At 72.1% G+C, this 22,584-nt stretch carries 21 protein-coding genes; 5 read left to right on the top strand and 16 right to left on the bottom strand.

Annotated elements, in window-relative coordinates; translation table 11 throughout:
- Nucleotides 1-65 precede the first annotated feature (65 nt).
- The 3 genes from FS825_RS02500 to FS825_RS02490 are packed head-to-tail and all read right to left on the bottom strand — an operon-like array spanning nt 66 to nt 3,393.
- Entirely contained in the window at nt 66-1,013 is a 948-nt protein-coding gene (locus FS825_RS02500; RefSeq protein ID WP_144710540.1) for a carbohydrate ABC transporter permease, read from the bottom strand.
- The gene (locus FS825_RS02495; protein ID WP_144710538.1) at nt 1,010-2,035 is read right to left on the bottom strand and encodes a carbohydrate ABC transporter permease; all 1,026 of its coding nucleotides are present in this window, start codon (nt 2,033-2,035) and stop codon (nt 1,010-1,012) included. The genes FS825_RS02500 and FS825_RS02495 overlap by 4 nt, the downstream gene beginning before the upstream one ends.
- Nucleotides 2,035-3,393: an ABC transporter substrate-binding protein gene (locus tag FS825_RS02490; RefSeq protein WP_144710536.1), complete on the bottom strand. Its 1,359-nt coding sequence runs from the start codon at nt 3,391-3,393 to the stop codon at nt 2,035-2,037. The genes FS825_RS02495 and FS825_RS02490 overlap by 1 nt, the downstream gene beginning before the upstream one ends.
- Nucleotides 3,394-3,547: 154 nt before the next feature.
- Between FS825_RS02490 and FS825_RS02485 the strand changes: the two genes are divergently transcribed.
- Both FS825_RS02485 and uxaC read left to right on the top strand, forming a co-directional pair.
- A complete protein-coding gene (locus tag FS825_RS02485) occupies nt 3,548-4,591 on the top strand; it encodes a LacI family DNA-binding transcriptional regulator (protein ID WP_186377035.1) in 1,044 nt (347 codons plus the stop codon).
- 29 nt (nt 4,592-4,620) lie between these two features.
- Nucleotides 4,621-6,117 carry a glucuronate isomerase gene (uxaC, locus tag FS825_RS02480; RefSeq protein WP_144710533.1) on the top strand — a complete coding sequence of 499 codons (1,497 nt, stop codon included), beginning with the start codon at nt 4,621-4,623 and terminating at the stop codon, nt 6,115-6,117.
- Here uxaC and FS825_RS02475 read toward each other — a convergent pair.
- The 4 genes from FS825_RS02475 to FS825_RS02460 form a co-directional block, all read right to left on the bottom strand.
- Entirely contained in the window at nt 6,107-6,898 is a 792-nt protein-coding gene (locus FS825_RS02475) for a sugar phosphate isomerase/epimerase family protein (RefSeq protein WP_144710531.1), read from the bottom strand. The genes uxaC and FS825_RS02475 overlap by 11 nt on opposite strands.
- 87 nt (nt 6,899-6,985) lie before the next feature.
- Nucleotides 6,986-7,180 carry a hypothetical protein gene (locus tag FS825_RS02470; protein WP_144710529.1) on the bottom strand — a complete coding sequence of 65 codons (195 nt, stop codon included), beginning with the start codon at nt 7,178-7,180 and terminating at the stop codon, nt 6,986-6,988.
- Nucleotides 7,181-7,280: 100 nt separating this feature from the next.
- Entirely contained in the window at nt 7,281-7,958 is a 678-nt protein-coding gene (locus FS825_RS02465) for a response regulator transcription factor (protein WP_144710527.1), read from the bottom strand.
- Nucleotides 7,955-9,301 (bottom strand): sensor histidine kinase, encoded by a 1,347-nt coding sequence (locus FS825_RS02460; RefSeq protein ID WP_144710525.1) that lies wholly within the window; start codon nt 9,299-9,301, stop codon nt 7,955-7,957. The genes FS825_RS02465 and FS825_RS02460 overlap by 4 nt, the downstream gene beginning before the upstream one ends.
- Before the next feature lie 215 nt (nt 9,302-9,516).
- Between FS825_RS02460 and FS825_RS02455 the strand changes: the two genes are divergently transcribed.
- A complete protein-coding gene (locus FS825_RS02455) occupies nt 9,517-9,756 on the top strand; it encodes an SHOCT domain-containing protein (protein WP_144710523.1) in 240 nt (79 codons plus the stop codon).
- On the opposite strand, the gene FS825_RS02450 is transcribed toward FS825_RS02455, so the two are convergent.
- Entirely contained in the window at nt 9,743-10,282 is a 540-nt protein-coding gene (locus FS825_RS02450; protein WP_144710521.1) for a gluconokinase, read from the bottom strand. The two genes, FS825_RS02455 and FS825_RS02450, sit on opposite strands and share 14 nt — an antisense overlap.
- Before the next feature lie 113 nt (nt 10,283-10,395).
- Here FS825_RS02450 and gndA point away from each other — a divergent pair, with 113 nt between their 5' ends.
- Nucleotides 10,396-11,853: an NADP-dependent phosphogluconate dehydrogenase gene (gene gndA / locus FS825_RS02445; RefSeq protein WP_144710519.1), complete on the top strand. Its 1,458-nt coding sequence runs from the start codon at nt 10,396-10,398 to the stop codon at nt 11,851-11,853.
- A gap of 136 nt (nt 11,854-11,989) precedes the next feature.
- Here the strand turns inward: gndA and FS825_RS02440 are convergent, their stop codons facing one another.
- Nucleotides 11,990-12,616 carry a hypothetical protein gene (locus tag FS825_RS02440; protein WP_144710516.1) on the bottom strand — a complete coding sequence of 209 codons (627 nt, stop codon included), beginning with the start codon at nt 12,614-12,616 and terminating at the stop codon, nt 11,990-11,992.
- A 153-nt stretch (nt 12,617-12,769) separates the two neighbouring features.
- Between FS825_RS02440 and FS825_RS02435 the strand changes: the two genes are divergently transcribed.
- Nucleotides 12,770-14,353 (top strand): molybdopterin-dependent oxidoreductase, encoded by a 1,584-nt coding sequence (locus tag FS825_RS02435; RefSeq protein WP_144710514.1) that lies wholly within the window; start codon nt 12,770-12,772, stop codon nt 14,351-14,353.
- Between the two features lie 12 nt (nt 14,354-14,365).
- On the opposite strand, the gene FS825_RS02430 is transcribed toward FS825_RS02435, so the two are convergent.
- The 7 genes from FS825_RS02430 to FS825_RS02400 form a co-directional block, all read right to left on the bottom strand.
- On the bottom strand, nt 14,366-15,145 hold the full coding sequence (locus tag FS825_RS02430) for a putative protein N(5)-glutamine methyltransferase (protein ID WP_144710513.1): 780 nt from the start codon (nt 15,143-15,145) through the stop codon (nt 14,366-14,368).
- The gene (locus FS825_RS02425; protein ID WP_144710511.1) at nt 15,142-16,119 is read right to left on the bottom strand and encodes a ribose-phosphate diphosphokinase; all 978 of its coding nucleotides are present in this window, start codon (nt 16,117-16,119) and stop codon (nt 15,142-15,144) included. The genes FS825_RS02430 and FS825_RS02425 overlap by 4 nt, the downstream gene beginning before the upstream one ends.
- Before the next feature lie 61 nt (nt 16,120-16,180).
- Complete coding sequence (glmU, locus tag FS825_RS02420) at nt 16,181-17,608, bottom strand: bifunctional UDP-N-acetylglucosamine diphosphorylase/glucosamine-1-phosphate N-acetyltransferase GlmU (RefSeq protein WP_144710509.1); 1,428 nt, start codon at nt 17,606-17,608, stop codon at nt 16,181-16,183.
- Between the two features lie 184 nt (nt 17,609-17,792).
- A complete protein-coding gene (locus tag FS825_RS02415; RefSeq protein WP_144710507.1) occupies nt 17,793-19,166 on the bottom strand; it encodes an MFS transporter in 1,374 nt (457 codons plus the stop codon).
- 109 nt (nt 19,167-19,275) lie between these two features.
- A complete protein-coding gene (locus tag FS825_RS02410; protein WP_144710505.1) occupies nt 19,276-20,319 on the bottom strand; it encodes an NAD(P)-dependent alcohol dehydrogenase in 1,044 nt (347 codons plus the stop codon).
- Nucleotides 20,316-21,518 (bottom strand): ROK family transcriptional regulator, encoded by a 1,203-nt coding sequence (locus tag FS825_RS02405; RefSeq protein WP_144710503.1) that lies wholly within the window; start codon nt 21,516-21,518, stop codon nt 20,316-20,318. The genes FS825_RS02410 and FS825_RS02405 overlap by 4 nt, the downstream gene beginning before the upstream one ends.
- Nucleotides 21,515-22,573 carry a sugar phosphate isomerase/epimerase family protein gene (locus FS825_RS02400; protein WP_144710501.1) on the bottom strand — a complete coding sequence of 353 codons (1,059 nt, stop codon included), beginning with the start codon at nt 22,571-22,573 and terminating at the stop codon, nt 21,515-21,517. Before FS825_RS02400 ends, FS825_RS02405 begins: the two co-directional genes overlap by 4 nt.
- Nucleotides 22,574-22,584: the final 11 nt, after the last annotated feature.

The raw sequence follows: 22,584 nt of genomic DNA, 5'->3' as shown, positions 1-22,584 counted from the left end.
GCGTCCAGCCTGGAGGCGCGGGGCGGGCTGGCACCGCGCCTCCAGGCTGTCTGTGGACAACTTCGTCACTTCACAGAGCCGGCGGTGAGACCGCCGACCAGGTAGCGCTGGAAGATGAGGTAGAGGGCGACGACCGGCACGGCGCACACGATCGACGCGGCCATCATCTGCCCGTAGATGGGGACGGCCCCGCCCTCCTGCGTGGTCCCGAGCACCTGGAGGACCACGGCGACGGTGCGCGTGTTGGGGGTCGTCATGATCGTCGAGAAGAGCACGTCGTTCCAGCCGAGCAGGAAGGCGAAGATCGCGGACACGACGATGCCGGGCCACGACAGCGGCAGGACGATCTTCGTGAGGATCTTCGTCGAGGAGGCACCGTCGATGCGGGCGGCTTCCTCGAGTTCCTTCGGCAGCCCGCGGAGGTACGTGACCATCACCCACGTCGAGAACGGCAGGGCGAACGTCAGGTAGGTGACGAACAGGCCCCAGCGGGTGCCGATGATCTGCACGCCGGTCGCGCTCGCGACGTTCGAGAACACCACGAACACGGGCAGCAGGAGGAGCGTGCCCGGGATCGACTGCAGCGCGAGGAGCCCGCGGAGGATCGTCAGGCGGCCGAGGAACCGGAACCGGACGAGGACGTACGCGGTGGACACGGCGAGCGCTGCACTGGCGACCGCGACCGCGCCGGCGGTGAGGATCGAGTTCACGAGTCCCTGGCCGAGCGCGACGGTCGACCAGATGTCGACGTAGTTCGCCAGCGTGAACTCCGAGGGGAAGTACTCGCCGCGGGCGACGGCGACGTCGGAGTTCACCGACCCGAACAGGATGTAGAGCACCGGGACGGCGATGAACGCGATGATCACGGCGATGACGACGACCAGCAGCCAGCGCGGCAGGAGCCGGGTGACGTCGGTGTCGTACGGCCGCTTGCCGCGGCGGGGGCCGGGCGCGGTGATGCTCTCCGTGAGCGTCGCGGTCGGGCGGGTGCGGGTGGTCCCGAAGGTGGTCATGCGCGTGCTCCGTCGAGGTCGGCGGCGGTCGGGGCGGTGGCACCGGCCAGGGTCGCGCGGTCGGCGCGCCGCTGCTTCCGGGTGGGTCCGGCGTCGTCGCCGGTGTCGAGCTTGACGGCCCGCAGGTAGACGAACAGCGGGATGGCGACGATCACGAGCGAGCAGATCGCCATCGCCGCGGAGAGCCCGAAGCGGAACGACTGGAAGCTCGCGATGTAGGTCAGGACGGGCATCACCTCGACGCTCGACGGCAGCGGGATGCCGAACAGCACGAACGGGAGCGTGAAGTTGTTGATGTTGTGCAGGATCGAGATGATGATCGCGAGCGAGAGCGGGCCGCGGAGGTACGGGAAGATGATGTAGCGCAGCTTCGCCCACCAGGTCACCCCGTCGAGCGCGGCGGCCTCGTGCACCTCGTTGTCCACGGCCTGCAGCCCGGCGAGCGAGAGCAGGTACACGAACGGCCAGCTCGTCCACACCATCACGCCGGCGAGCGCCCAGTACGACGCCGACCCGTTCAGCCAGAGGACGTCGGTGTGCAGGATCGAGTTCACGACGCCCTGCGGCTGCAGCATGGTCCGGAAGAACGTGCCGACGACGAACGCCGGGAGCACGTACGGGATGAGGTAGATCGACCGGACGAGCCCGCGCCCGGGGAACCGGTTCTGCGTCGAGATGGCCGCGGCGACCCCGATCGGCACGGTGACCGCGGTGACGAGCACCGACAGCGACACCGAGATCCAGATCGAGTGCAGGAGCGGCGAGTCCGTGAACGCCTCGGCGAAGTTGGCGAACCCGACGAACGGGGCGCTGAACCACTGGCGGAGCGTGTACTGGTCGAGGTCGAGCATCGCGATGAACACGCCCACCAGGAGCGGCACGACGATGACGGCGAGCATGAGGACGCCGCCGGGCAGGAGCATCCAGAGCGGACGCTCCTTCTTGTACAGCGGGGTCGTGCCGTGCGGCCGGACGGGCCGTTCGGCGTGCTCGGTCCGGGGTCGGGTCTGCGTGCTGGTCATCACAGGCCTCCGTTCTTCTGACGGTCGAGCGTGGACTGGGCGTCCTTCTGCGCGGCCTGGAGTCGTTTCCGGAGCTGGTCGTCCGTGACCTCGCCGCTCTTGAGCGACGGGATGGACTGCACGACGACGTTCACGAGCGAGAGCTGGATGTCCGACCAGGCCCCGGTGAACGCCGTGGGCTTCGAGAGCTTGCCGGCCTGGATGATCGGGGCGAGCTGCGGGTTGTCGGCCGCGAGCTGTGCGGCCGCGTCGGCGTTCGTGGGCAGGTTGCCGAAGAGCCGGTAGTACTCGAGCTGCGCCTTCGGCGTGCTGAGCTGCTTGATGAAGTCGAACGACAGGGCCTGCTTCGTGCCGTAGTCGGCGACGACCCAGTTGTCGCCGGAGAGGATGCTCGCGGCCTCGATGCCGTCGGCCGGACGCTCCGTCGCCCCCGGTGGCACGGTCGGCAGCAGGGCGAACTCGTACTTGCCGTCGACCTTCGTGTTCTCGAACGAGTTGATCGCGGTGGTGGTCGTCATCGGGAAGAAGGCGGCCTTGCCCTCGGTGAACTGCGCGAGGGCCTGGGCGTTGTTCCACCCGATCGCGGCCTTGTCGACGACGCCGTCCTTCGTCACCCAGTCGAAGTAGGTGCGGTAGGCGTCCTGGACGGCCTTCGTGTCGATCTCGGCCTTGCCGTTCCCCGACACGATCGTGTTGCCGGCGTTCTGCGCCATGCCCCAGACGAACTTCCACGGGTCGAAACCGTCGGCGTACGCGACCGCGAGACCGTGGTGGTCACCGGTGGTGGTGGCCTTCGCGTCCGCGGTGAGCTCGTCCCACGTCGTGGGCGGCTTCTCGATCCCGGCCTGGGCGAGCAGGTCCTTGTTGACGGCCATCACGAACGGCCGGCTGGCGAACGGGATGCCGATCTGCTTCGCGGCGCTCGGCCCCGAGATCCCGAACGACGCCGGGTCGAACTGGTCCTTGCCGCCGACCGCTTTCCAGTCCTTCGCGTCCATCTCGACGAAGGCGCCGGTGGCGTACGCCGTCGGGGTGAAGGTGCTGCCGATGGCGTACACGTCGGGGCCCTGCCCGGAGATGACGCTCGTCTGGATGGCGGTCAGCTCCTCCTGGGCGGAGGAGTACGTCTCCCACTGGACCTTCGCGCCGGTGGTGCGTTCGAACTCCGCAGCGACGTCCTGCTGCCACTGCTTGCGTTCCTTCGGGTAGGTGGTGTCCGCGCCCATCATGACGCGGAGGGTGTTCGGGTCGTCACCGCTGCCGTTCACCACGGCGCATCCCTGGAGGGACAGCGCGGTGAGGGCGACCACGGCCACGGCACCGACCAGGGTGCGTGTCCTGAGTCTTCCTGTGCTCATGCGGGGGTTTCCTCCTCGAGACCTCCACCCGGGAGCGACGCTGCGGCCCGGGTGCCGGGAGGTGCTGCCCCCGGCGTGGCCACCACTGTTCCTCGGCTGGCAACAACCGGCAACCGGTTGCCACTTGTTGCCAGATCCGCTTACGGTCGGCATCGTGAGCAGCAGCGGCACGGAACCCGACACCACCCGGCGGGTGACCATCCGGGACATCGCCGACGCGACCGGGGTCGCCGCGTCGACCGTGTCGCGTGCGCTCTCGCTCCCCGACCGGGTCAACCACGCCACGCAACAGCGGATCCAGCGGGCCGCCCGGGAGCTCGGCTACGTCGCGAACTCGCAGGCCCGGGCGCTCACCTCCGGCCGGACCCGCGCGGTCGCCGTCCTCGTGTCGGACATCACGAACCCCTTCTACTTCGACGTCATCCGCGGCACGCAGCACCAGCTGGCCGGCGCCGGGTGGACCCAGCTGCTCGTGGACACCGAGGAGTCCGCCGAGGCCGAGACCGCCGCCCTCAGCGCGATCGCCGGCAAGGCCGACGGGGCCGTCCTCACGGCGTCGCGCCTCTCCGACGCGCAGATCGCCCGGTTCGCCGAGCGCACGCCGCTCGTGGTCGTGAACCGCCGGCCGCCCGGTGTGCCCTCCGTGCTCATCGACACCCCGGGCGGGGTCGAGCAGGCCGTGCAGCACCTGGTGTCCCTCGGGCACCGGGACGTCCTCTACGTCGCCGGCCCGGACAGCTCGTGGTCGAACGAACGCCGCTGGCGTGCGCTCGTCCGCGTCGCCAAGCGACTCGGCATCCGGGTCGCGCGGATCGGGCCGCACGCGCCCTTCGTCGACTCCGGTGCCGCGGCCGCGGACGCCGCCGTGCACGCCGGCGCCACCGCGTGCATCGCGTTCAACGACCTCATCGCAATCGGCATGCTCGGTCGACTCCGCGAACGCGGCGTGCGGGTCCCCGAGGACATGTCCATCGTCGGCTGCGACGACATCTTCGGCGCGGACTTCTGCAACCCGCCGCTCACCACGATGACCTCGCCCATCGAGCGGGCCGGACGGGTCGCGATCCGCATGCTGCTCGGCCGGCTGGGAGCGCTGCCCGCCGATGAACTGCCGGGCGAGCACACCACCGGCGCGGTCGCGTTGCCCACGCACCTCACCGTCCGCGAGTCCACCGGCCCCGCGCCGCGTCCGTCCTGATCCGTCCGTCCGTCCTGAAGGAGTCGACGATGACCCGAACCAGCACCGCCACCCCGCTCGCCCCGCACCCCGACCGGCTCTTCCCCGCCGATCCGGGAGCGCGCGCGGTCGCCCGCACGGTCCACGACGCCGTCAAGGACGCGCCGATCATCTCCCCCCACGGACACGTCGACGCGGCCCTGATCGCGGACGACCAGCCGTTCGAGGACCCCGCCGCGCTGCTCATCACGCCGGACCACTACGTCCTGCGGCTCCTGCACGCGAACGGTGTCGGACTGGAGGCGCTGGGTCGCGTCGACCTGTCCGGAACGCGACCGGGCTCGCAGGCTCGCCCGGCGGGGTCGGCGCATCGCTGGCGCGATGCCGCTGAGCCGACCCCGCCTGGCAGGGCCATCTGGCGGCAGCTCGCGGAGCACTGGAACGACTTCCTCGGCACCCCCGTCCGCTCCTGGTTCGAGACGGAGCTGCACGACGTGTTCGGGCTCGACTCCGCCCCGTCGGCCGCGAACGCGGACGAGCAGTACGACCACATCGCCGACCGGCTCGCGTCGCCGGCCTTCCGCCCGCGCGCCCTGTTCGACGCCTTCGGGATCGAGGTCCTCGCGACCACCGACGCGCCCACCGCCGACCTCGCCGCGCACGCGCGGCTCGCCGCCGACCCGACGTTCACCGGTCGGGTGCTCCCCACCTTCCGCGCGGACGCCGTGTTCGACCCGTCCCGGTCGGACTGGAGGCACGTGGTCGCGTCGATCGGTGAGGCCGCCGGGATCGACACGGGGACCCACCAGGGCCTCCTGGCGGCACTCCGCGCACGTCGCCAGTACTTCATCGAGCACGGCGCGACCGCGACCGACACCGGGGTGCTCGACGCGGGATCGACGCCGTTGTCGGAGACGTCCCGCGAACGGATCCACGCGGCGGCACTCCGCGACCCCGCGTCGGTCTCCGCGGCCGATGCCACCGCGTACCGGCACGACATGCTCTACCGCTGGGCCGAGATGAGCGTCGAGGACGGCCTCGTCATGCAGCTGCACCCGGGGGTCCTCCGGAACCACCACACGCCGACGCTCGAACGCTTCGGCCCGGACACCGGCCACGACCTGCCCGCCGTCGGGTCGTTCACCGTGCCGCTCCGGCCGTTGCTCGAGTCGTTCGGGACCGCTCCCGGCTTCCACCTCGTGCTGTTCACCGTCGACGAGACGGTGTTCTCGCGCGAGATCGGTCCGCTCGCCGGGTTCTACCCCGCCGTGTACGCCGGCGCGCCGTGGTGGTTCATCGACACCCCCGCCGCGATCGGGCGGTACCGGGCGGCGATCACCGACTCGGCGTCGTTCACGAAGACCTCCGGGTTCATCGACGACACCCGGGCGTACTGCTCCATCCCCGCGCGGCACGACATGGCCCGGCGGGCGGACGCTGCGTACCTGGCGTCGCTCGTGGTCACGCACCAGATCTCCGAGGAGGACGCCGTGCAGACCGCGCGGCGCATCGTGTCCGACATCCCGCGAGCGACCTTCAAGCTCTGAGCGGGACCGAGCGGAGGAGGTCGAGCGACCGGCGGATCTCCCGCTCGGCCTCGTCGGGGTCGGGCGACCAGCGGCACTCCAGCGACACCGCGCCGCGGTAGCCGCCGTCGTGGACCGCCTCGAGGAAGGTCCGCCAGACGTCGTCGACCGTCCCGGGAGGCCGCCGGTCCGGATCGCTGACGTGCACGTGCCCGATGCGGCCGCCGTGCGCCCGGAGGACCTCGAACGACTCGCCCTCGTTCCGGATGTGGAAGAGGTCCGCGACGACGCCGCCTCCCCCGATGCCCGCCGCATCGAGGAACGCCACGGTCTCCTCGACGGAGTTGAGGAGGTTCGTCTCCGATCGGCTGAGGGGTTCCAGCACGATGCGGAGTCCGCTCGCCGTCGCCGTGTCGCGGGCGGTGCGGACGACGTCGGCGAGGCGCTCGTGCGCCTCCGCGGTGGACATCCCCTCGGGAGCATTGCGCGCCGTGCCGGAGCCGAACACGATCGTCGCGCCGGGCTCGGCGACCGACGACACGATCGGCATGACACTCGTGAAGTACTCGCTGACCGTGCCGGGATCCGCGGTCAGCAGCGCGAGGTCGCCTGGTACGAGGACAGCGAAGGACGGGAAGCGCTCGCCACGGTACGGCTCGGCGAGCACCCATCCGGTGCCGCCCGGCTCGTCCCGCGCGACCAGGTCGCCGGCGATCGTGGGCTCGACGTGGTCGGCGCCGGCACGTCGGGCGGTCTCAGTCAGTCCTGCATCGGCGACGACGCCAAACCCGGTGAACGACATGGGTCCATGCAACTCGGTCCGGCCGGGCGCTGCGGTCGTTGCCAGGCGTTGCCGGGTGTTGCCACGGCCGACCGTCACCGTCGAGCGTCACTCCGCGGTCGTGACCAGTCTGCTCGGCGCGTCGGAGATGTCGGGGACCGAGTCGAGCCGCCCCTCGGCGATCGCGACGATGAACTCGTCCGCCTGGTCGTTGGTCGCGGTGAGCCGCCGCCCGTTGCCCTCGAGGACGACGAAGGTCCGGCGCGCGATGTGCAGTGCTTCGTCGGTCGTGAGGTGGATCACCGTCCGAGTCGCTCCAGTGCTTCGGCGAAGCGTGGCAGGTCGCGGTCGAGGACGCGGTCGATGGTGTCGGTCGTGGTACCACTCGTCAGGTGCTCGAGGGTCACGGGCGCCAGCCGGGGGTGACGAGGCCGGTCTCGTAGGCGAAGACGACGAGCTGCGCGCGGTCCCGGGCGCCGAGCTTGATCATCGCGCGGGAGACGTGGGTCTTCGTGGTCATCGGACTGACGAAGAGGTGCTCCGCGATCTCGGTGTTGGTCATCCCGACGGCGACGAGTTGCATCACCTGACGTTCGCGGTCGGTCAGGACGCCGAGCTCGGGAGCCAGGGATGACGGCTTCGCGTGGGTGGCGTACGCCTCGACCAGGGAGCGGGTGGCCCCGGGCGACAACAGCGACTCCCCCGCGACGACCGTGCGCACCGCTCGGAGGAGTTCCGCCGGCTCGGTGTCCTTCACGAGGAAGCCGGCTGCGCCGGCCCGGATCGCTTCGAACACGTAGTCGTCTTCCTCGAAGGTGGTGAGGATGACGACGTGCACTCCCGCGAGGTCGGGGTCCGCCGAGATCCGCTGGGTCGCCGCGAGGCCGTCGGTGCCGGGCATCCGGATGTCCATGAGGACGACGTCGGGCCGGTCCCGGCGTGCGGCGTCCACTGCGGCGTCGCCGTCGCCCGCCTCACCGACGACCGTCATGCCCGGTTCGGCGTCCACGAGCGCTCGGAGACCCGCGCGGACGAGCACCTGGTCGTCGACGAGAAGCACACGGATCGGATCGGGGATCATCGGTCGTCCTCCGTCTCGGCGCCGGCGCCTGTGCCGGTCGCGGGCTCGGGCTCGGGCTCGGGCTCGGGCTCGGGCTCGGGCTCGGGTTCGGTGCCGATGATCGGGAGCCGCGCGGCCACCCGCCATCCGCCGTCCGGGGTGGGGCCGGCGGTGAAGGTCCCGTCGACGGCGTTGGCGCGCTCGCGCATCCCGATGATCCCGTTGCCGGACGGTCCGAGTGGTGCCGCCGACTCCCCCGCGAGCCGCGGGACGGACGGACGGTCCTCGACGACGAGGTCGACGACGTCCGGGCCGATCGACACCGTCACTTCGGTGTGGTGACCGGGGGCGTGCTTCATCACGTTCGTCACCGATTCCTGCACGATGCGGAACGCGTTGCGGTCGGTCACGCCGTGGACGGTGCTCAGGTCGCCGTCCACGGTCGCGATGACGTCGACCCCGGCGGCTCGAGCGCGCTCGACGAGGTCCGGGATCCGGTCGAGGCCGGCGACGGGGTTCCGTTCGGGTCCGCCGCCGTCGCCCGTGCCGTCCACGCTCCGGAGCACGCCGAGGATCGTGCGGAGCTCGACGAGGGCGTCGCGGCTGGAGTCGCGGATGTTCGCCAGCGACTCCCGCGTCTGCGCCGGGAGCTCGGACCCGAGGTGGAGCGCGACCCCGGCCTGCAGGTTGATGAGCGACATGCTGTGGGCGACGGAGTCGTGGAGTTCGCGGGCGATGCGCACGCGTTCGTCCGCCGCACGGCGCTGCTCGGCTTCGGCACGCTGCCGACGACGTTCGGCGACGCGTTCGAGCCGGACCCGCACGAGCTCCGACACGGCGATGGTCACGGTCACCCACGCGACCGCGAGGAGCACGGCGCTGAGGTCGAGCACCGGCGAACGCCCGAGCAGGGTGTCCGCCGTCGGCAGCAGCGCGACCGAGACGGCCGCCGCGGCGACCGCCCAGGAGCGGTGCCCGCGGAGCCAGGCGTTCGCGAGCGCCATCGTCAGGGCGGCGACGAACGGACCCCGCGGACTGACCACGAGTGCGAACCCGACCGTGCTGGCGAGCGTGACGAGCAGCACCACCCGCGGCCAGCGCCAGCGCCACGGGAGGACGACGACGCCCGCGACGAGCAACGCGATCGCGAGCGGGCCGAGGTGCACCGCGTCGACGTGCACACCGGCCGCCGAACGCGCCCAGGGCGGGCCGCCGGACCCACCCGCCGCGAACCGCGACGCGAAGAGGGTCCCCACGATCTGCACGACGGCCACCGGCAGCACGCGTCCGACCCGGGCGAACCGACGTCGTCCGGACCAGCGGGCGTCGCGGGGCGCCGGTGCGGTGACGGACGGGATGGCCATGGACCGAGCCTAGGGTCGCGCTCCCCCTGCGGCATCGGACCGGAGCACGACCTGTGGACTACTCCCCCGGGAGTAGTCGCCTGTGGAGGAGGACGTCGCGTACGACCGCGGGAGCAGGCGGAAGTGGGGACGCGGGGCGGACGCGCGCCGCGCCTCCAGGCCGGACGCTGTGAGGGTCGCGATCGCGGCACCGGAACCGACCACAGGAGACCACCATGTTCACCACCATCGCAGCGACCGCACCGTACTGGCACGGCGGCGGGTTCCCGTTCTTCGTCTTCCCGGCGTTCTTCTTCTTCGCCTTCCTCGTCGTGTTCGTCGTGTTCGGCGTGCTCCGTCGCGGTGGTTGGCGCGCACGGTCCGACGCCCGCTCGGTGCTCGCCGACCGGTTCGCCCGCGGCGACATCGACGCCGAGGAGTACCGCTCGCGGCTGTCCGAGCTCAGCCGGAAGTGACCGACAGCGCGGCGAGGATCGTCGCCACCGTGTCGTCGACCGACCCCTCGATCGACACGGCGACGGCGGCCTCGTCCGGCTGCGGGCGCTCGAGCGTCGCGAACTGCGAGTCGAGCAAGGACGTCGGCATGTACTCGTGGTGCCGGTGCGACTGCCGCTCGGCGATCAGCTCGCGAGAACCGTCCAGGAAGGCGATGACGAGACCGGGCGCACGCTCCCGGAGCCGGTCGCGGTAGACGCGCTTGAGGGCCGAGTTGGCCATCACGCAGCGGCTCCCTGACGCCTCGACCTCGGCGATGCGGTCCGCGCACGCGACGAGCCACGGCCAGCGGTCCTCGTCGGTGAGCGGGATGCCCTGCCGCATCTTCTCCTTGTTGACGGCGGGGTGCAGGTCGTCGGCGTCGACGAACACGCACGCTCCGCCCCGCGCGACGAACGCGTCGGCGAGGGTGCGGCCGATCGTGGACTTGCCGGAGCCCGAGACCCCCATCACGAGCACGGGCGGGGGGACGGCACTCTCGGTCATCCCTCCACAGTATTGGTGCGGTGAACAGTCATCCCCAGTTGCCGTAACACCCGTGCGGTTCCGAGCGAGCGACCGTAGGTTGGGCCGGAGACGTCAGGACAAAGGAGACCTTCGTGGCAGACAACAACGGACAGGCGAACATCGGTGTGGTCGGCCTCGCCGTCATGGGATCGAACCTCGCACGGAACCTCGCATCGCGTGAAGGCAACACGGTCGCGGTGTACAACCGCACCTACGCCCGGACCGAGGAGCTCCTCAACGAGCACGGCGACGCGGGGTTCATCGCATCGGAGTCCATCGACGACTTCGTCGCGTCGCTGTCGAAGCCGCGGACCGCGATCATCATGGTGCAGGCCGGGAAGGGCACCGACGCGGTGATCTCGCAGCTCGCCGACCGGTTCGAGGAAGGCGACATCATCGTCGACGGCGGCAACGCGAACTTCCACGACACCATCCGCCGCGAACACGACCTTCGCGAGCAGGGCCTGAACTTCGTCGGCACCGGCATCTCCGGCGGTGAAGAGGGTGCCCTGAAGGGGCCGTCGATCATGCCCGGCGGGTCGAAGGAGGCGTGGGAGACCCTCGGCCCGATCCTGAAGTCGATCGCCGCGGTCGCCGAGGGTGAACCGTGTGTGACGCACATCGGCACCGACGGCGCCGGGCACTTCGTGAAGATGGTCCACAACGGCATCGAGTACGCCGACATGCAGCTCATCGCCGAGTCCTACGACCTGCTCCGCCGCGCCGGCGGGCTGAGCGTCGAGGAGCTCGTCGGGGTGTTCGACGAGTGGAACAAGGGCGACCTCGAGTCGTACCTGATCGAGATCACCGGGGAGATCCTCAAGCAGAAGGACGCCGACACCGGCAAGCCGCTCGTGGACGTCATCCGCGACGAAGCCGGATCGAAGGGCACCGGGGTGTGGACGGTGCAGAACGCGGTCGGGCTCGGGATCCCGGTGTCCGGCATCGGCGAGGCGGTGTTCGCCCGAGCGGTGTCGTCCAAGCCGACGCAGCGCGCGGCCGTCCAGCAGTCCGTGCAGTCGCGGCCGTCCATCGCCGAGGTGCCGGACACGTTCGCCGACGACGTCCGTGCGGCGCTGTACGCGTCGAAGGTCGTCGCGTACGCGCAGGGCTTCGACCTCATCATCGCCGGGGCCAAGGAGTACGGCTGGGACATCAACCTCGGCAACATCGCCAAGATCTGGCGCGGTGGGTGCATCATCCGCGCCCAGTTCCTCAACCGCATCGTCGAGGCGTACGACAAGAACCCGTCGCTCGAGTCGTTGCTGGTCGACCCGTACTTCGCGGGCGCCGTCGCCGAGGGCGAAGCCGCCTGGCGCCGGATCGTCGGGATCGCGGCCGCGTCGGGGATCCCCGCACCCGGGTTCTCGTCCGCGCTGTCGTACTTCGACTCCCTCGCCTCCGACCGGCTGCCGGCCGCGCTCATCCAGGGACAGCGGGACTTCTTCGGCGCGCACACCTACCAGCGCATCGACAAGGACGGCACCTTCCACACCCTCTGGTCCGACGACGACCGACGCGAAGTCGAACAGGAACCGTCGACCCACTAGACCGCGGCCACAACCGCACCACAGGAAGGCCTCGCCGATCGGCGGGGCCTTCCGCCTTGCCCGGGGTGCCGGAGCTCGCAGGTTGGTGCGGCCGCTGGCCGCTTGCCGCTTGCCGCTGGCCGCTGGCCGCTGGCCGCTACGCGACGATGCGCTCCCGCGCGAGGTCCGCGACGAGCCGGTCGAGCCGCGGGCCCCGGCCGAGCATCCGGCGTGACCCCGGCGCCGCCCGGACGAAGAACGTCGCCACCGCCGTGGTGTCGTCCGGCCGGACGTAGTGCAGCGCGATCGCCCACGACCGGCCGTCCCCCTGCACGTCCTCGAGTCCGACGTGCACCATGCGGCTCCACCGGATCACGAGCAGCCGGGTCGCCCGACGTTCCTCGAGTTCCCACAGCGACGCCTCGGTCGCCCCGAAGGCCCAGGTCACGCGGTGTCCGAGCGAGACCTCGGGCCGGACGGCCTCGACGGACGACCGCAGCTCGGGGGTCGGGGCCGCCGGGACCAGCCACACCGTCGGGTCGATGCGACGGATGGCGAGTGCGAGCGCCTCGTCCTCGTACCGGCGCCGGAGCGAGTGCCCCCGGACGACCGCCACGCCGATCACCAGGACGCCGAGCGAGATCGCGACCACCTCGGCGATGCCGAAGACCGTCAGGTCGGCGTCCGGCGTCAGGGCCACGACGATGATCCGGACGGTGAGCAGGGCCGCCCAGACCCCGACGATGATCCAGCGCAGGGTCATCAGCCGGCGGGCGGAGGACATCGGGGAGCGCTGCCGTCCGCGGGCGCGACCGGGTCGCGGGACACCGTCGGAACGCCTCAACACCCTCCGATCCTCGCACGACCGGCCCGTCGACCGCTGTCGGGGTGCAGGACTGTCAGCCCACGCGCGGCACCGGCGACCTACGCTCGGGCCGTGACGACCGACCTCGAGACCGCGCCCCGTACCGTCCGACGACCGGCGGCGTCGGCGGCAGCGGCCGGCATCGTCGCCGCCGCAGCGTTCCTCGCCGTCGCGGAACTCGGCGCCCTCGTCCTCGGTGGTGCCGGGAGTCCGCTGGTCGCGGTCGGGTCCGCGGTCATCGACCTCGCCCCGCGTGGTGCGAAGAACCTCATGGTCGCGCTCTTCGGGACCGGCGACAAGCTGGCGCTCTTCGTGCTCATGGCGGTGCTCGTCGCGGCGATCAGCGCCGGTGCGGGCGTCCTCGAGCGGGCCCGCCCGCCGTTCGGCGCGCTCGTCTTCGCCGTCGGTGGCGTGCTGTCGCTGCTGGCGGTGACGACCCGGTCGGGCAGCGGGACCCTGGACGGCGCCCCCTCGGTCCTCGGTGTGGCGGCTGCCATCGTGGTGCTCCGGGTCCTCATCGGACGGCTCCGGCGGTGGGAGTCCGCCGCGGCCGTCCCGTCGGCGGCGACGCGACCCGCGTCGACCGAGCGCCGCGCGTTCCTGGTCTGGGGCGTCACGGCGGCGGCCGTCGCGGTCGTGGTGGGCACCGCCTCCAGGCTGGGCACCTCGGCCGTGCAGGCCGCCGCTGCCGCACGCCGGGCCATCAAGCTGCCCGCCCCCGCGACTCCGGCGCCGACCGTCCCCGCAGGTGCCTCGCTCGACGTGGCGGGGATCTCGCCGTACGTCACACCGAACGCGGACTTCTACCGGATCGACACCGCGCTGCGCGTCCCGTCGGTCGACACCGCGGACTGGCGACTCCGGATCCACGGAGCGGTCGACCACGAGGTCGAGCTGAGCTGGGACGAGCTCCTCGCCCTGCCGCTCGAGGAGCACCACGCCACCCTGAGCTGCGTGTCGAACGAGGTCGGCGGCGACCTCATCGGCACCGCGCTGTGGCTCGGCTACCCGATCCGGCACCTCCTCGAGCGTGCCGGGGTGCACGCGGGCGCGGACATGGTGCTGTCCCGCAGCGTGGACGGGTTCACCGCGGGAACGCCCCTCGACGTCCTGCAGGACGAGGGGACCGCTGCGCTCCTGGCGGTGGGGATGAACGGTGAGCCGCTGCCCCCGGAGCACGGATTCCCGGTGCGCATGGTGGTCCCGGGACTGTACGGGTACGTGTCCGCGACGAAGTGGGTCACGGAGCTCGAGGTCACCCGGTTCTCGGACGCCCAGGGGTACTGGACGCCGCGGGGCTGGTCGGAGCGCGGGCCCGTCAAGCTCGAGTCGCGGATCGACACCCCGCGTGCTGGTTCGACGGTCGACGCGGGGTCCACGGTCGCCGTGGCGGGGGTCGCGTGGCAGCCGCACACCGGGGTGAAGGCCGTGCAGGTCCGGATCGGCGGTGGCGCGTGGGAGGAGGCGACCCTGGCCGACTCGGTGTCGGCCGACACGTGGCGCCAGTGGGTCTACCGGTGGACGCCGACGAAGGGGTCGCACCGGATCGAGGTGCGCGCGGTGAGTGCGGACGGCGAGGTGCAGACGAGCGTCGAGCGACCGCCGGCGCCGAACGGCGCGACGGGCTGGCACACGGTCGAGGTGCGCGCGGCCTGACCGAGCGGGTCGTCAGGCGGGGAGCGTCGCCACGACGCAGGTGCCGTCGACCTCGTCGTCGGTCTCGATCGACGTCGCGAACCCCGCTGCGCCGAACGCGGCCGCCGAGTCGGACGCCTGCGCCACCGACACCTCGATGACGACCGAGCCACCCGGGCGGAGCCACTCCCCCGCTCCCGCGGCGATGCGTCGGTGCAGGTCGAGCCCGTCCGGACCGCCGTCGAGCGCGACGCGGTGTTCGTGCTCGCGGGCTTCGGACGGCATGGTGGCGATCGAGGCCGTCGGCACGTACGGGGCGTTCACCGCGATCACGTCGACCATGCCGCGGAAGCGCTCCGGGAGCGGCGCGAAGAGGTCCCCCGTCACGACGATGCCCCGGTCGCCGATGTTCTCGGCCGCGACCTCGACCGCGTCGGGATCGATGTCCGTGGCGACGAGGTCCAGCGCGCCGACCCGCGCGAGCAGCGCGACCGAGACCGCGCCGGCGCCGCAGCAGAGGTCGACCACCCGGTCGTAGCGCTGCAGCCGTCGCGCTGCGTGCTCGACGACGACCGCGGTGCGCGCACGGGGGACGAACACGCCCGGGGTCACGCGGAGGCGGTGCCCGTCGAACGCCGCCCAGCCGAGGACGTACTCGAGCGGCTCCCCGTCGAGGCGTCGCTGGACCAGGGCGCGGAGGCGGACGGCGTCACCGTCGCCGGCGTCGAGCAGCAGGTCCGCTTCGTCCTCGGCGAAGACGCTGCCCGCGGCCCGGAGCCGGGCCGCGAGCGCGTCACGCGCGGCTCCGGTCAAGCAGCACCGTCGAACATCGAGGTCACCGAACCGTCGTCGAAGACCTCGTGAATGGCACGGGCGATGAGCGGGGCGATCGGCAGGACCTCGAGCCGGTCCCAGCGCTTCTCTTCCGGCAGGGGCAGGGTGTCGGTGACGACGACGCGGTCGATGAACTCGCTCTGCAGGAGCTCGGTCGCCGGGTCGGAGAACACCGCGTGGGTCGCGGCGACGACGACGCCCGTCGCACCGGCGGCCTTGAGCGCTTCGGCGGCCTTGGCGATCGTACGGCCGGTGTCGATGAGGTCGTCGACGAGCAGGCACACCCGGCCGGAGACGTCACCGACGATCTCGTGCACCGACACCTGGTTCGGCACGAGGGGGTCACGACGCTTGTGGATGATGGCGAGCGGGGCGCCGAGCTTCTCGGACCAGATGTCGGCGACGCGCACGCGGCCCATGTCCGGCGAGACGACCGTCAGCGTCGACGGGTCGAGGATCTCCTGGAACCGCTGCAGGAGGACCGGCATCGCGAACAGGTGGTCGACGGGGCCGTCGAAGAACCCCTGGATCTGCGCGGCGTGCAGGTCGACGCTCATGATGCGGTGGGCGCCGGCTGCCTTGAACAGGTCGGCGACGAGACGGGCCGAGATCGGCTCGCGCCCACGGCCCTTCTTGTCCTGTCGGGCGTACGGGTAGAACGGCGCGACCACGGTGATGCGCTTGGCCGACGCGCGCTTGAGGGCGTCGACGATGATGAGCTGCTCCATGAGCCACTCGTTGATCGGCGCGGTGTGCGACTGGATGACGAAGGCGTCACAGCCGCGGACCGACTCGTCGAAGCGGGTGTAGAGCTCCCCGTTCGCGAAGGTCCGGGCATCGGTCGGGACGAGGTCGACCCCGAGTTCTTCTGCGATCTCGGCTGAGAGCGCCGGGTGTGCCCGCCCCGAGACGAGGACGAGTCGTTTCTGGCCGGTCGTTTTGATTCCGGACAAGTGCGGTGCTCACTCCCTGACCCGCGAGGGGTCGATGCCGACGACGGGTGGTCGCCGTGTGTTATTCGCCGTTCGCGCGCCGAGCCGCCTCGGCCGCCGGCGTACCGGGTCGGTGTTCCTCGACCCAGCCGTCGGTGTTGCGCTGTGGGGCGTAGCTGATGGCCAGCGAACCGGCCGGTACGTCCTTGCGGACGGTCGTACCCGCGCCGGTGTACGCCCCGTCACCAATCCTAACCGGGGCGACGAAGACGTTGTGCGAGCCGGTCCGGACGTTCGAGCCGACCTCGGTCCGGTGCTTGTGCACACCGTCGTAGTTCGCGGTGATGGTGTTCGCGCCGATGTTCGAGTCCTCGCCCACCTCCGCGTCGCCGATGTAGGACAGGTGCGGGACCTTGCTGCCCCGGCCGATCGTCGCGTTCTTCGTCTCGACGAAGGTGCCGATCTTGCCGTGGTCGCCCAGGATCGTGCCCGGTCGGAGGTACGCGAACGGCCCGACCGAGGCGCCGTCCCCGATGACCGCGAGCGTCGCGTCCACCCGGTTCACGGTGGCGCCCGCCCCGACCTCGGTGTCGCGGAGCGTGGTGTCCGGGCCGACCACCGCACCCGCGGCGATCGCGGTGGCACCGACGAGCTGGGTGCCCGGGAGGATCTCGGCGTCGGGCTCGATCGACACGTCGAGGTCGATCCAGGTGGTCGCCGGGTCCTGCACCGTGACGCCGGCGAGCTGGTGGCGGCGCACGATGCGCTCGTTGAGCACGCGGGCGGCGTCGGACAGCTGCGCGCGGTCGTTGATGCCGGCGACGAGCCACGGGTCGGTCAGGGTGACGACGTCGACGATCCCGCCGCGGCCCGCGATGAGGGCCGGCGCATCGGTGATGTACTTCTCGCCCTGCACGTTGGCCGTGGTCAGGGACGGCAGGACGGCCCGGAGGTGGGCGACGTCGAACGCGTAGATGCCGGCGTTCGCCTCGGTGATGGCGCGCTGCTCGTCGGTCGCGTCCTTGTGCTCCACCACGCCCACGAAGACGCCCGCGGCATCGCGGACGACGCGGCCGAGACCGGTGGGGTCCGGGGCGATCGCGCTGACCAGGGTGGCGGCGTTGGCGGCGCCCACGTGCGCGTCCACGAGGCGTCGGAGCGACTCGGCGTCGAGCAGCGGGACGTCACCGGAGAGCACCACGACGGCGCCGTCGAAGTCAGCGGGCAGCGCCTGGACGGCGACCTCGACCGCGCGCCCGGTCCCGGGGACGTCGTCCTGGTCGACCACGATCGCGTCCGGTGCACGCTCGACGACCTCGGCCGCGACGCGGTCCCGCTCGTGCCGCACGACGACGGCGACGTGCTCGGGCTCGAGGGACGACGCCGTGCGGAGCACGTGGGCGATGAGCGGCAGGCCCGCGAGGCGGTGCAGGACCTTCGGGGTGGAGGACTTCATGCGCGTGCCCTGCCCGGCGGCGAGGACGACGACGGCGATCCGCTGGTCGGTCATGCCACCATCCTGGCGCACGTTCCCTGCAGACGCCGGACGTTCCTTCCCAGAACGTGCGCGATGGGATGCAGGAACGGGCGTACCAGGTCGGAACGGATCGCCGGGTACGCCCGATCCCACCAGGTACGCCCGGTCCCACCCGGCGAAGAAGCAAGCCCAGGCAAGCCCCAAGCCCAGGCCGCCCCTACCCGCGCGTCTCCCGCCGCACGAACGCCATGAGCACCAGCCCCGCGACGAGCACCACCACGACCCCGAGGATCCCGTACCGCGTCGACCCGCCGACCGTCACCGCGATCCCGAACAACGCCGGCGCCAGGAACGACGCCGCCCGCCCGGTGGTGGCGTAGAGGCCGAAGAGCTCGCCCTCGCGTCCGGGTGTGGCCAACCGCGCCAGGTACGCCCGCGAGGACGACTGCACCGGCCCCACGAACACCGCCAGCGTCAGCCCGAGCACCCAGAAGCCCGCCGTGACCGTGCCCACCGCGAAGACGCCGATCCCGCACACGGCGAGCCCGACGAGCGACACGGTGATGATCGCGCGGGACCCGAACCGGTCGTCGAGCCGCCCGGACACGAACGTGGCGATCCCCGCGACGACGTTCGCGGCGATCGCGAACAGGATGACCTGCGACGCGCTGAACCCGAAGACCTGCGCGGCGACGATCCCGCCGAACGTGAACACCGCGCCGACGCCGTCGCGGAACACCGCGCTCGCGAGCAGGAACGCCAGGACCTCACGGCGCTCCCGCCAGAGCCGCGCGACGTCCCGTCCGAGGTCCCGGTACGCCCCGAAGACGCCGCCCCGCCGCACGGACGGGTCCGGCGCGGCCTCGGGCACGGTGACGAACAGCGGGATCGAGCTGACCGCGAGCCACACGGCGGCGATCCCGATCGCGACGCGGACGTCCCACTGCCCCGACGCCACGGTCGCCGGCAGCCGCAGGAGCCCCGCGACGTCGTCGCCGCCGAAGTCCTGGATGCAGAGCACGAGGAGCACCACGAGCAGCACGATGCCGCCGAAGTAGCCGGCGGCCCAGCCGATCGCCGAGACGCGGCCGGTCTGCGTGCCGGTGGCGACCTGCCCGAGCATGGCGTTGTAGCCGACGCTCGCGATCTCGTACGCGACCGTCCCGATGCCGAGGAGGGCTGCGCCGAGCAGCAGGTACGGCTGGCTCGGCGCGACGAAGACCATGCCACCGATCGAGAGCGCCACGCCGATCGTGGCGATGAGGACGGAGCGACGTCGGTGTCCGGAGGAGTCCGCGAGCCGCCCGACCGCCGGGGCGACGAGCGCGACGACGATGCCGGCGATCGTGAGGGCGGTCGAGACGACGGCCGCGTTGTGGGCGAGCTCCCGTTCGACGAGCGCCCCGCCGGCGGCGGACGTGTCGGCGACCAGGCCCGGGTCGACGAACGCCCGGCTCGCCAGGTACGTGCTGAACACGAAGGTCGTCACGACGGCGTTGAAGGCTGCGGACCCCCAGTCCCAGAGGGCCCAGGACACGAGGGCGCGGCGGTCGGTGCGCTGCGGCGCGGCCGCCGTCGGTGAAGCCGTCATGCGCGAACCGTAGCGCGTCCCGGTGTCGCGCCGGTGGCCCCGTTCCGGGTCACGTGGCGGACGGGAGGCGCGGTGCGGGCCCGCACCGCGCCTCCCGTCCGCCCGGTGGTCACGTCGCTGACGGAACGCCACCCGGGTAGACGACCGACTTGAGGGACTCGGGGTCGGTGTCGCTCTCGAGGGCCTCGCGGACGTCGTCGAGCCCGAACCGCCCCGTGACGAGCGAGTCGAGGTCCACCTGCCCCGACGCCACCAGCTCGATCGCGACCGGCCACGTGTTCGTGTACCGGAAGATCCCGGTGACCGTGACCTCGAGGTTCTGGATGTGCTCGACGGGCAGGCTCATCTCGGAGTTCCCGAGACCGACGAGCACCGCGGCCCCGGCGGGACCCACGGCCTTGATGCCGTCGGACACCGCTCGGGGCGCACCGCTGGCGTCGATGAAGGCGTCGACGGGGACGATGTCCGACGCGACCGACACCGCGGTGGGGTCGACGACCTCGGTGGCCCCGTAGTCCAACGCGCGCGCACGCCGCTCGGGCACGAGGTCGCTCACCACGATGCGGGAGGCACCGAACGCCCGCGCGGCCTGGGCGCAGATGATGCCGATCGGCCCCGCGCCCGCGATGAGCACCGAGGAGCCCGGCACGATCCGGGCCTTGCGGACGGCGGCGATGCCGACCGAGAGCGGTTCGAGGAGCGCGCCGGCCTCGAAGGACACCGAGTCGGGCAGCGTGTGCGCGAACGCGGACTCGATCGTGACGAACTCGGCGAACGCGCCGTCGACCGGCGGCGTCGCGTAGAAGCGCATGTCCGGGCAGAGGTTGTAGCGGCCGGCGAGGCACTGGGCGCAGTGGTGGCAGGGACGCTGCGGTTCGACGGCGACGCGTTCGCGGACCCGTGCCTCGTCGACACCCTCGCCCACGGCGACGATCGTGCCGGAGAGCTCGTGCCCGAGGACGAGGGGCTCCTCGACGACGAAGTCCCCGATGCGGCCGTGTCGGTAGTAGTGCACGTCCGAGCCGCAGACGCCGACGGCGGCGACCCGGACGAGGACGTCGCCGGGGTCGACGGCGGGGACGGGGCGGTCCTCGACGGTGAGGTCCTGGGTGCCGAGCAGGACGCTGGCGCGCTGGCGCTGGTCGGTGGTCATGCGGGTCTCGCTTCCTCGGCCGCAGCGGTGCGGCCCGTGGTGGTGGGTGATGCGGGGTCGAGCAGGAGGTCGCGGAAGCCGATCTCGGCGGCACCGCGCACCAGGACGTCGGTGCCGAGGGCGGCCGGGACGATCCGGAGCCGTTCGGTCATCGCGGGCATGGACTGGGCGCGGACGTCGGCCTCGATGCGGTCCCCGACGTGGCCGAGCAGGGCCCCGAGGAAGCCGCCGAGCACGACGACCTCCGGGTCGACCGTGTGGATCGCGTTGCGGAGCCCCGTCGCGAGCGCGGTGACCTGCCGGTCCACGACCCGCTCGACCTCGGGGCGTCCGGCGGCGAGCGCGACGGCGAGCGCCGCCAGGTCGTCCGGTGGCGTGCCGGTGACGCGCGTGAGGGCCGACCGCGAGGCCTCGGTCTCGAGGCACCCGACCGCACCGCAGTGGCAGCGGATGCCGTTCGCGGCGACGAAGGTGTGGCCGAGCTCCCCCGCGTACCCGTCCGCGCCGCTGAAGGGTCGGCCGGCGCTGACGATCCCGCCGCCGATGCCGCTCGCGCCACCGTTGAGGTACACCAGGTCGTCGACGCCGCGGGCGCTGCCGTACAGGCGCTCCGCCCAGGCGCCGAGGTTGGCGTCGTTCGCCGCGCGCACCGGGAGCCCGAGTCGGTCGGCGAGGGGCGCGGCGAAGGGTTCGTCCCGCCATCCGAGGTGCGGGGCCTCCCGGACGGTGCCGTCCTCGACGCGGACGATGCCGGGGACGGCGACGCCGACGCCGACGATCCGGACGGCGGGGTCGGTCCGGGCGGTCAGCACCGCGAAGACCCGGGCGACCGCGTCCATCGCCTGCGCTGCGGTGGGGACGTCCTGCTGGGCTTCGACCTCGCGGTCGCGCACGGTGCCGTCGAGGCCGACGAGTGCGACCCCGACCGCGTCGATCTCGACCGTGACCGCGGCGGCGAGCACGTCGCTCGAGGCCCGGACGACGCCGCTCGGTCGCCCGACGCCGGCTCCCGGTGTGCCCGGGGCCGGGGCCTCCTCGTGCACGAGGCCGAGGTCGACGAGCTCCCCGACGAGCGCGAGGATCGTGGACCGGTTGAGCCCGGTGCGGCGGGTGAGCTCGGCGCGCGTGACGGGGCCGTCCTCGTGCACGATGCGGAGGACCCGTGCGGCGTTGCCGGGCGCCGCCTGCGGGCCACTCATCGGGACTGCGAGAACGCCGCGTCGAAGGAGGCCTCCGGCGGCGCGATCGTCCCCAGCCTGCGCACGAACGCCAGCGCCTCCGGCCCGCCGACGAGCCGGTCCATCCCGGCGTCCTCCCACTCGACGCTCGTCGGCCCGGTGTACCCGATGTGGTTGAGCACCCGGAACACCCGCTCCCACGGCACGTCGCCGTGCCCGGCGGTGACGAAGTCCCAGCCGCGTCGGGGGTCGCCCCACGGCAGGTGCGACGCCAGGCGCCCGTTGCGGCCGTCGAGCTGCTTCACCGACTCCTTGCAGTGCACGTGGTAGATCCGGTCGGCGAAGTCGAGCAGGAACGCCGCGGGGTCCAGGTCCTGCCAGACGAAGTGCGACGGGTCGAAGTTGAACCCGAACGCCGGCCGGTCGCGGAACACCTCCAGGGTCCGCGCAGCGGTCCAGTAGTCGTAGGCGATCTCGGACGGGTGCACCTCGAGCGCGAACCGGACCCCGACCTCCTCGAACACGTCGAGGATCGGCGACCAGCGGTCGTGGAAGTCCTGGTAGCCGGCGTCGATCATCGAGGCGGGCACGGGCGGGAACCCGGCGACGGTCTTCCAGATCGACGACCCGGAGAACCCGGTCACGGTGTCGACGCCGAGCGCCGCGGCGGCACGTGCGGTCCACTGCAGCTCCTCGGCGGCGCGCTGTCGCACGCCCTCGGGGTCGCCGTCGCCCCACACGCGCGGCGGGACGATGTCCTCGTGCCGCTGGTCGATCGGGTCGTCGCACACGGCCTGGCCGACGAGGTGGTTCGCGATCGTCCAGACCCCGAGGCCGTTCCGCTCGAGGATCGCCTTCCGGTCGGCGACGTACTCGGGGTCGGTGGCGGCGCGGCGGACGTCGAGGTGGTCGCCCCAGCAGGCGATCTCCAGGCCGTCGTAGCCCCACTCGCCCGCCAGTCGTGTGACCTCCTCGAAGGGCAGGTCCGCCCACTGTCCGGTGAACAGGGTCACCGGCCGCGTCGGCCTGGAGGCGCGGGTCGCCCCCGTCTCGTCGGTTCCGTCCGTCGTCGTCATCGTCGTCGTCC

It is taken from the genome of Curtobacterium pusillum, assembly GCF_007680845.1.
Classification (GTDB): domain Bacteria; phylum Actinomycetota; class Actinomycetes; order Actinomycetales; family Microbacteriaceae; genus Curtobacterium; species Curtobacterium pusillum_B.
This window is presented reverse-complemented; position numbering and strand designations above follow the sequence as displayed.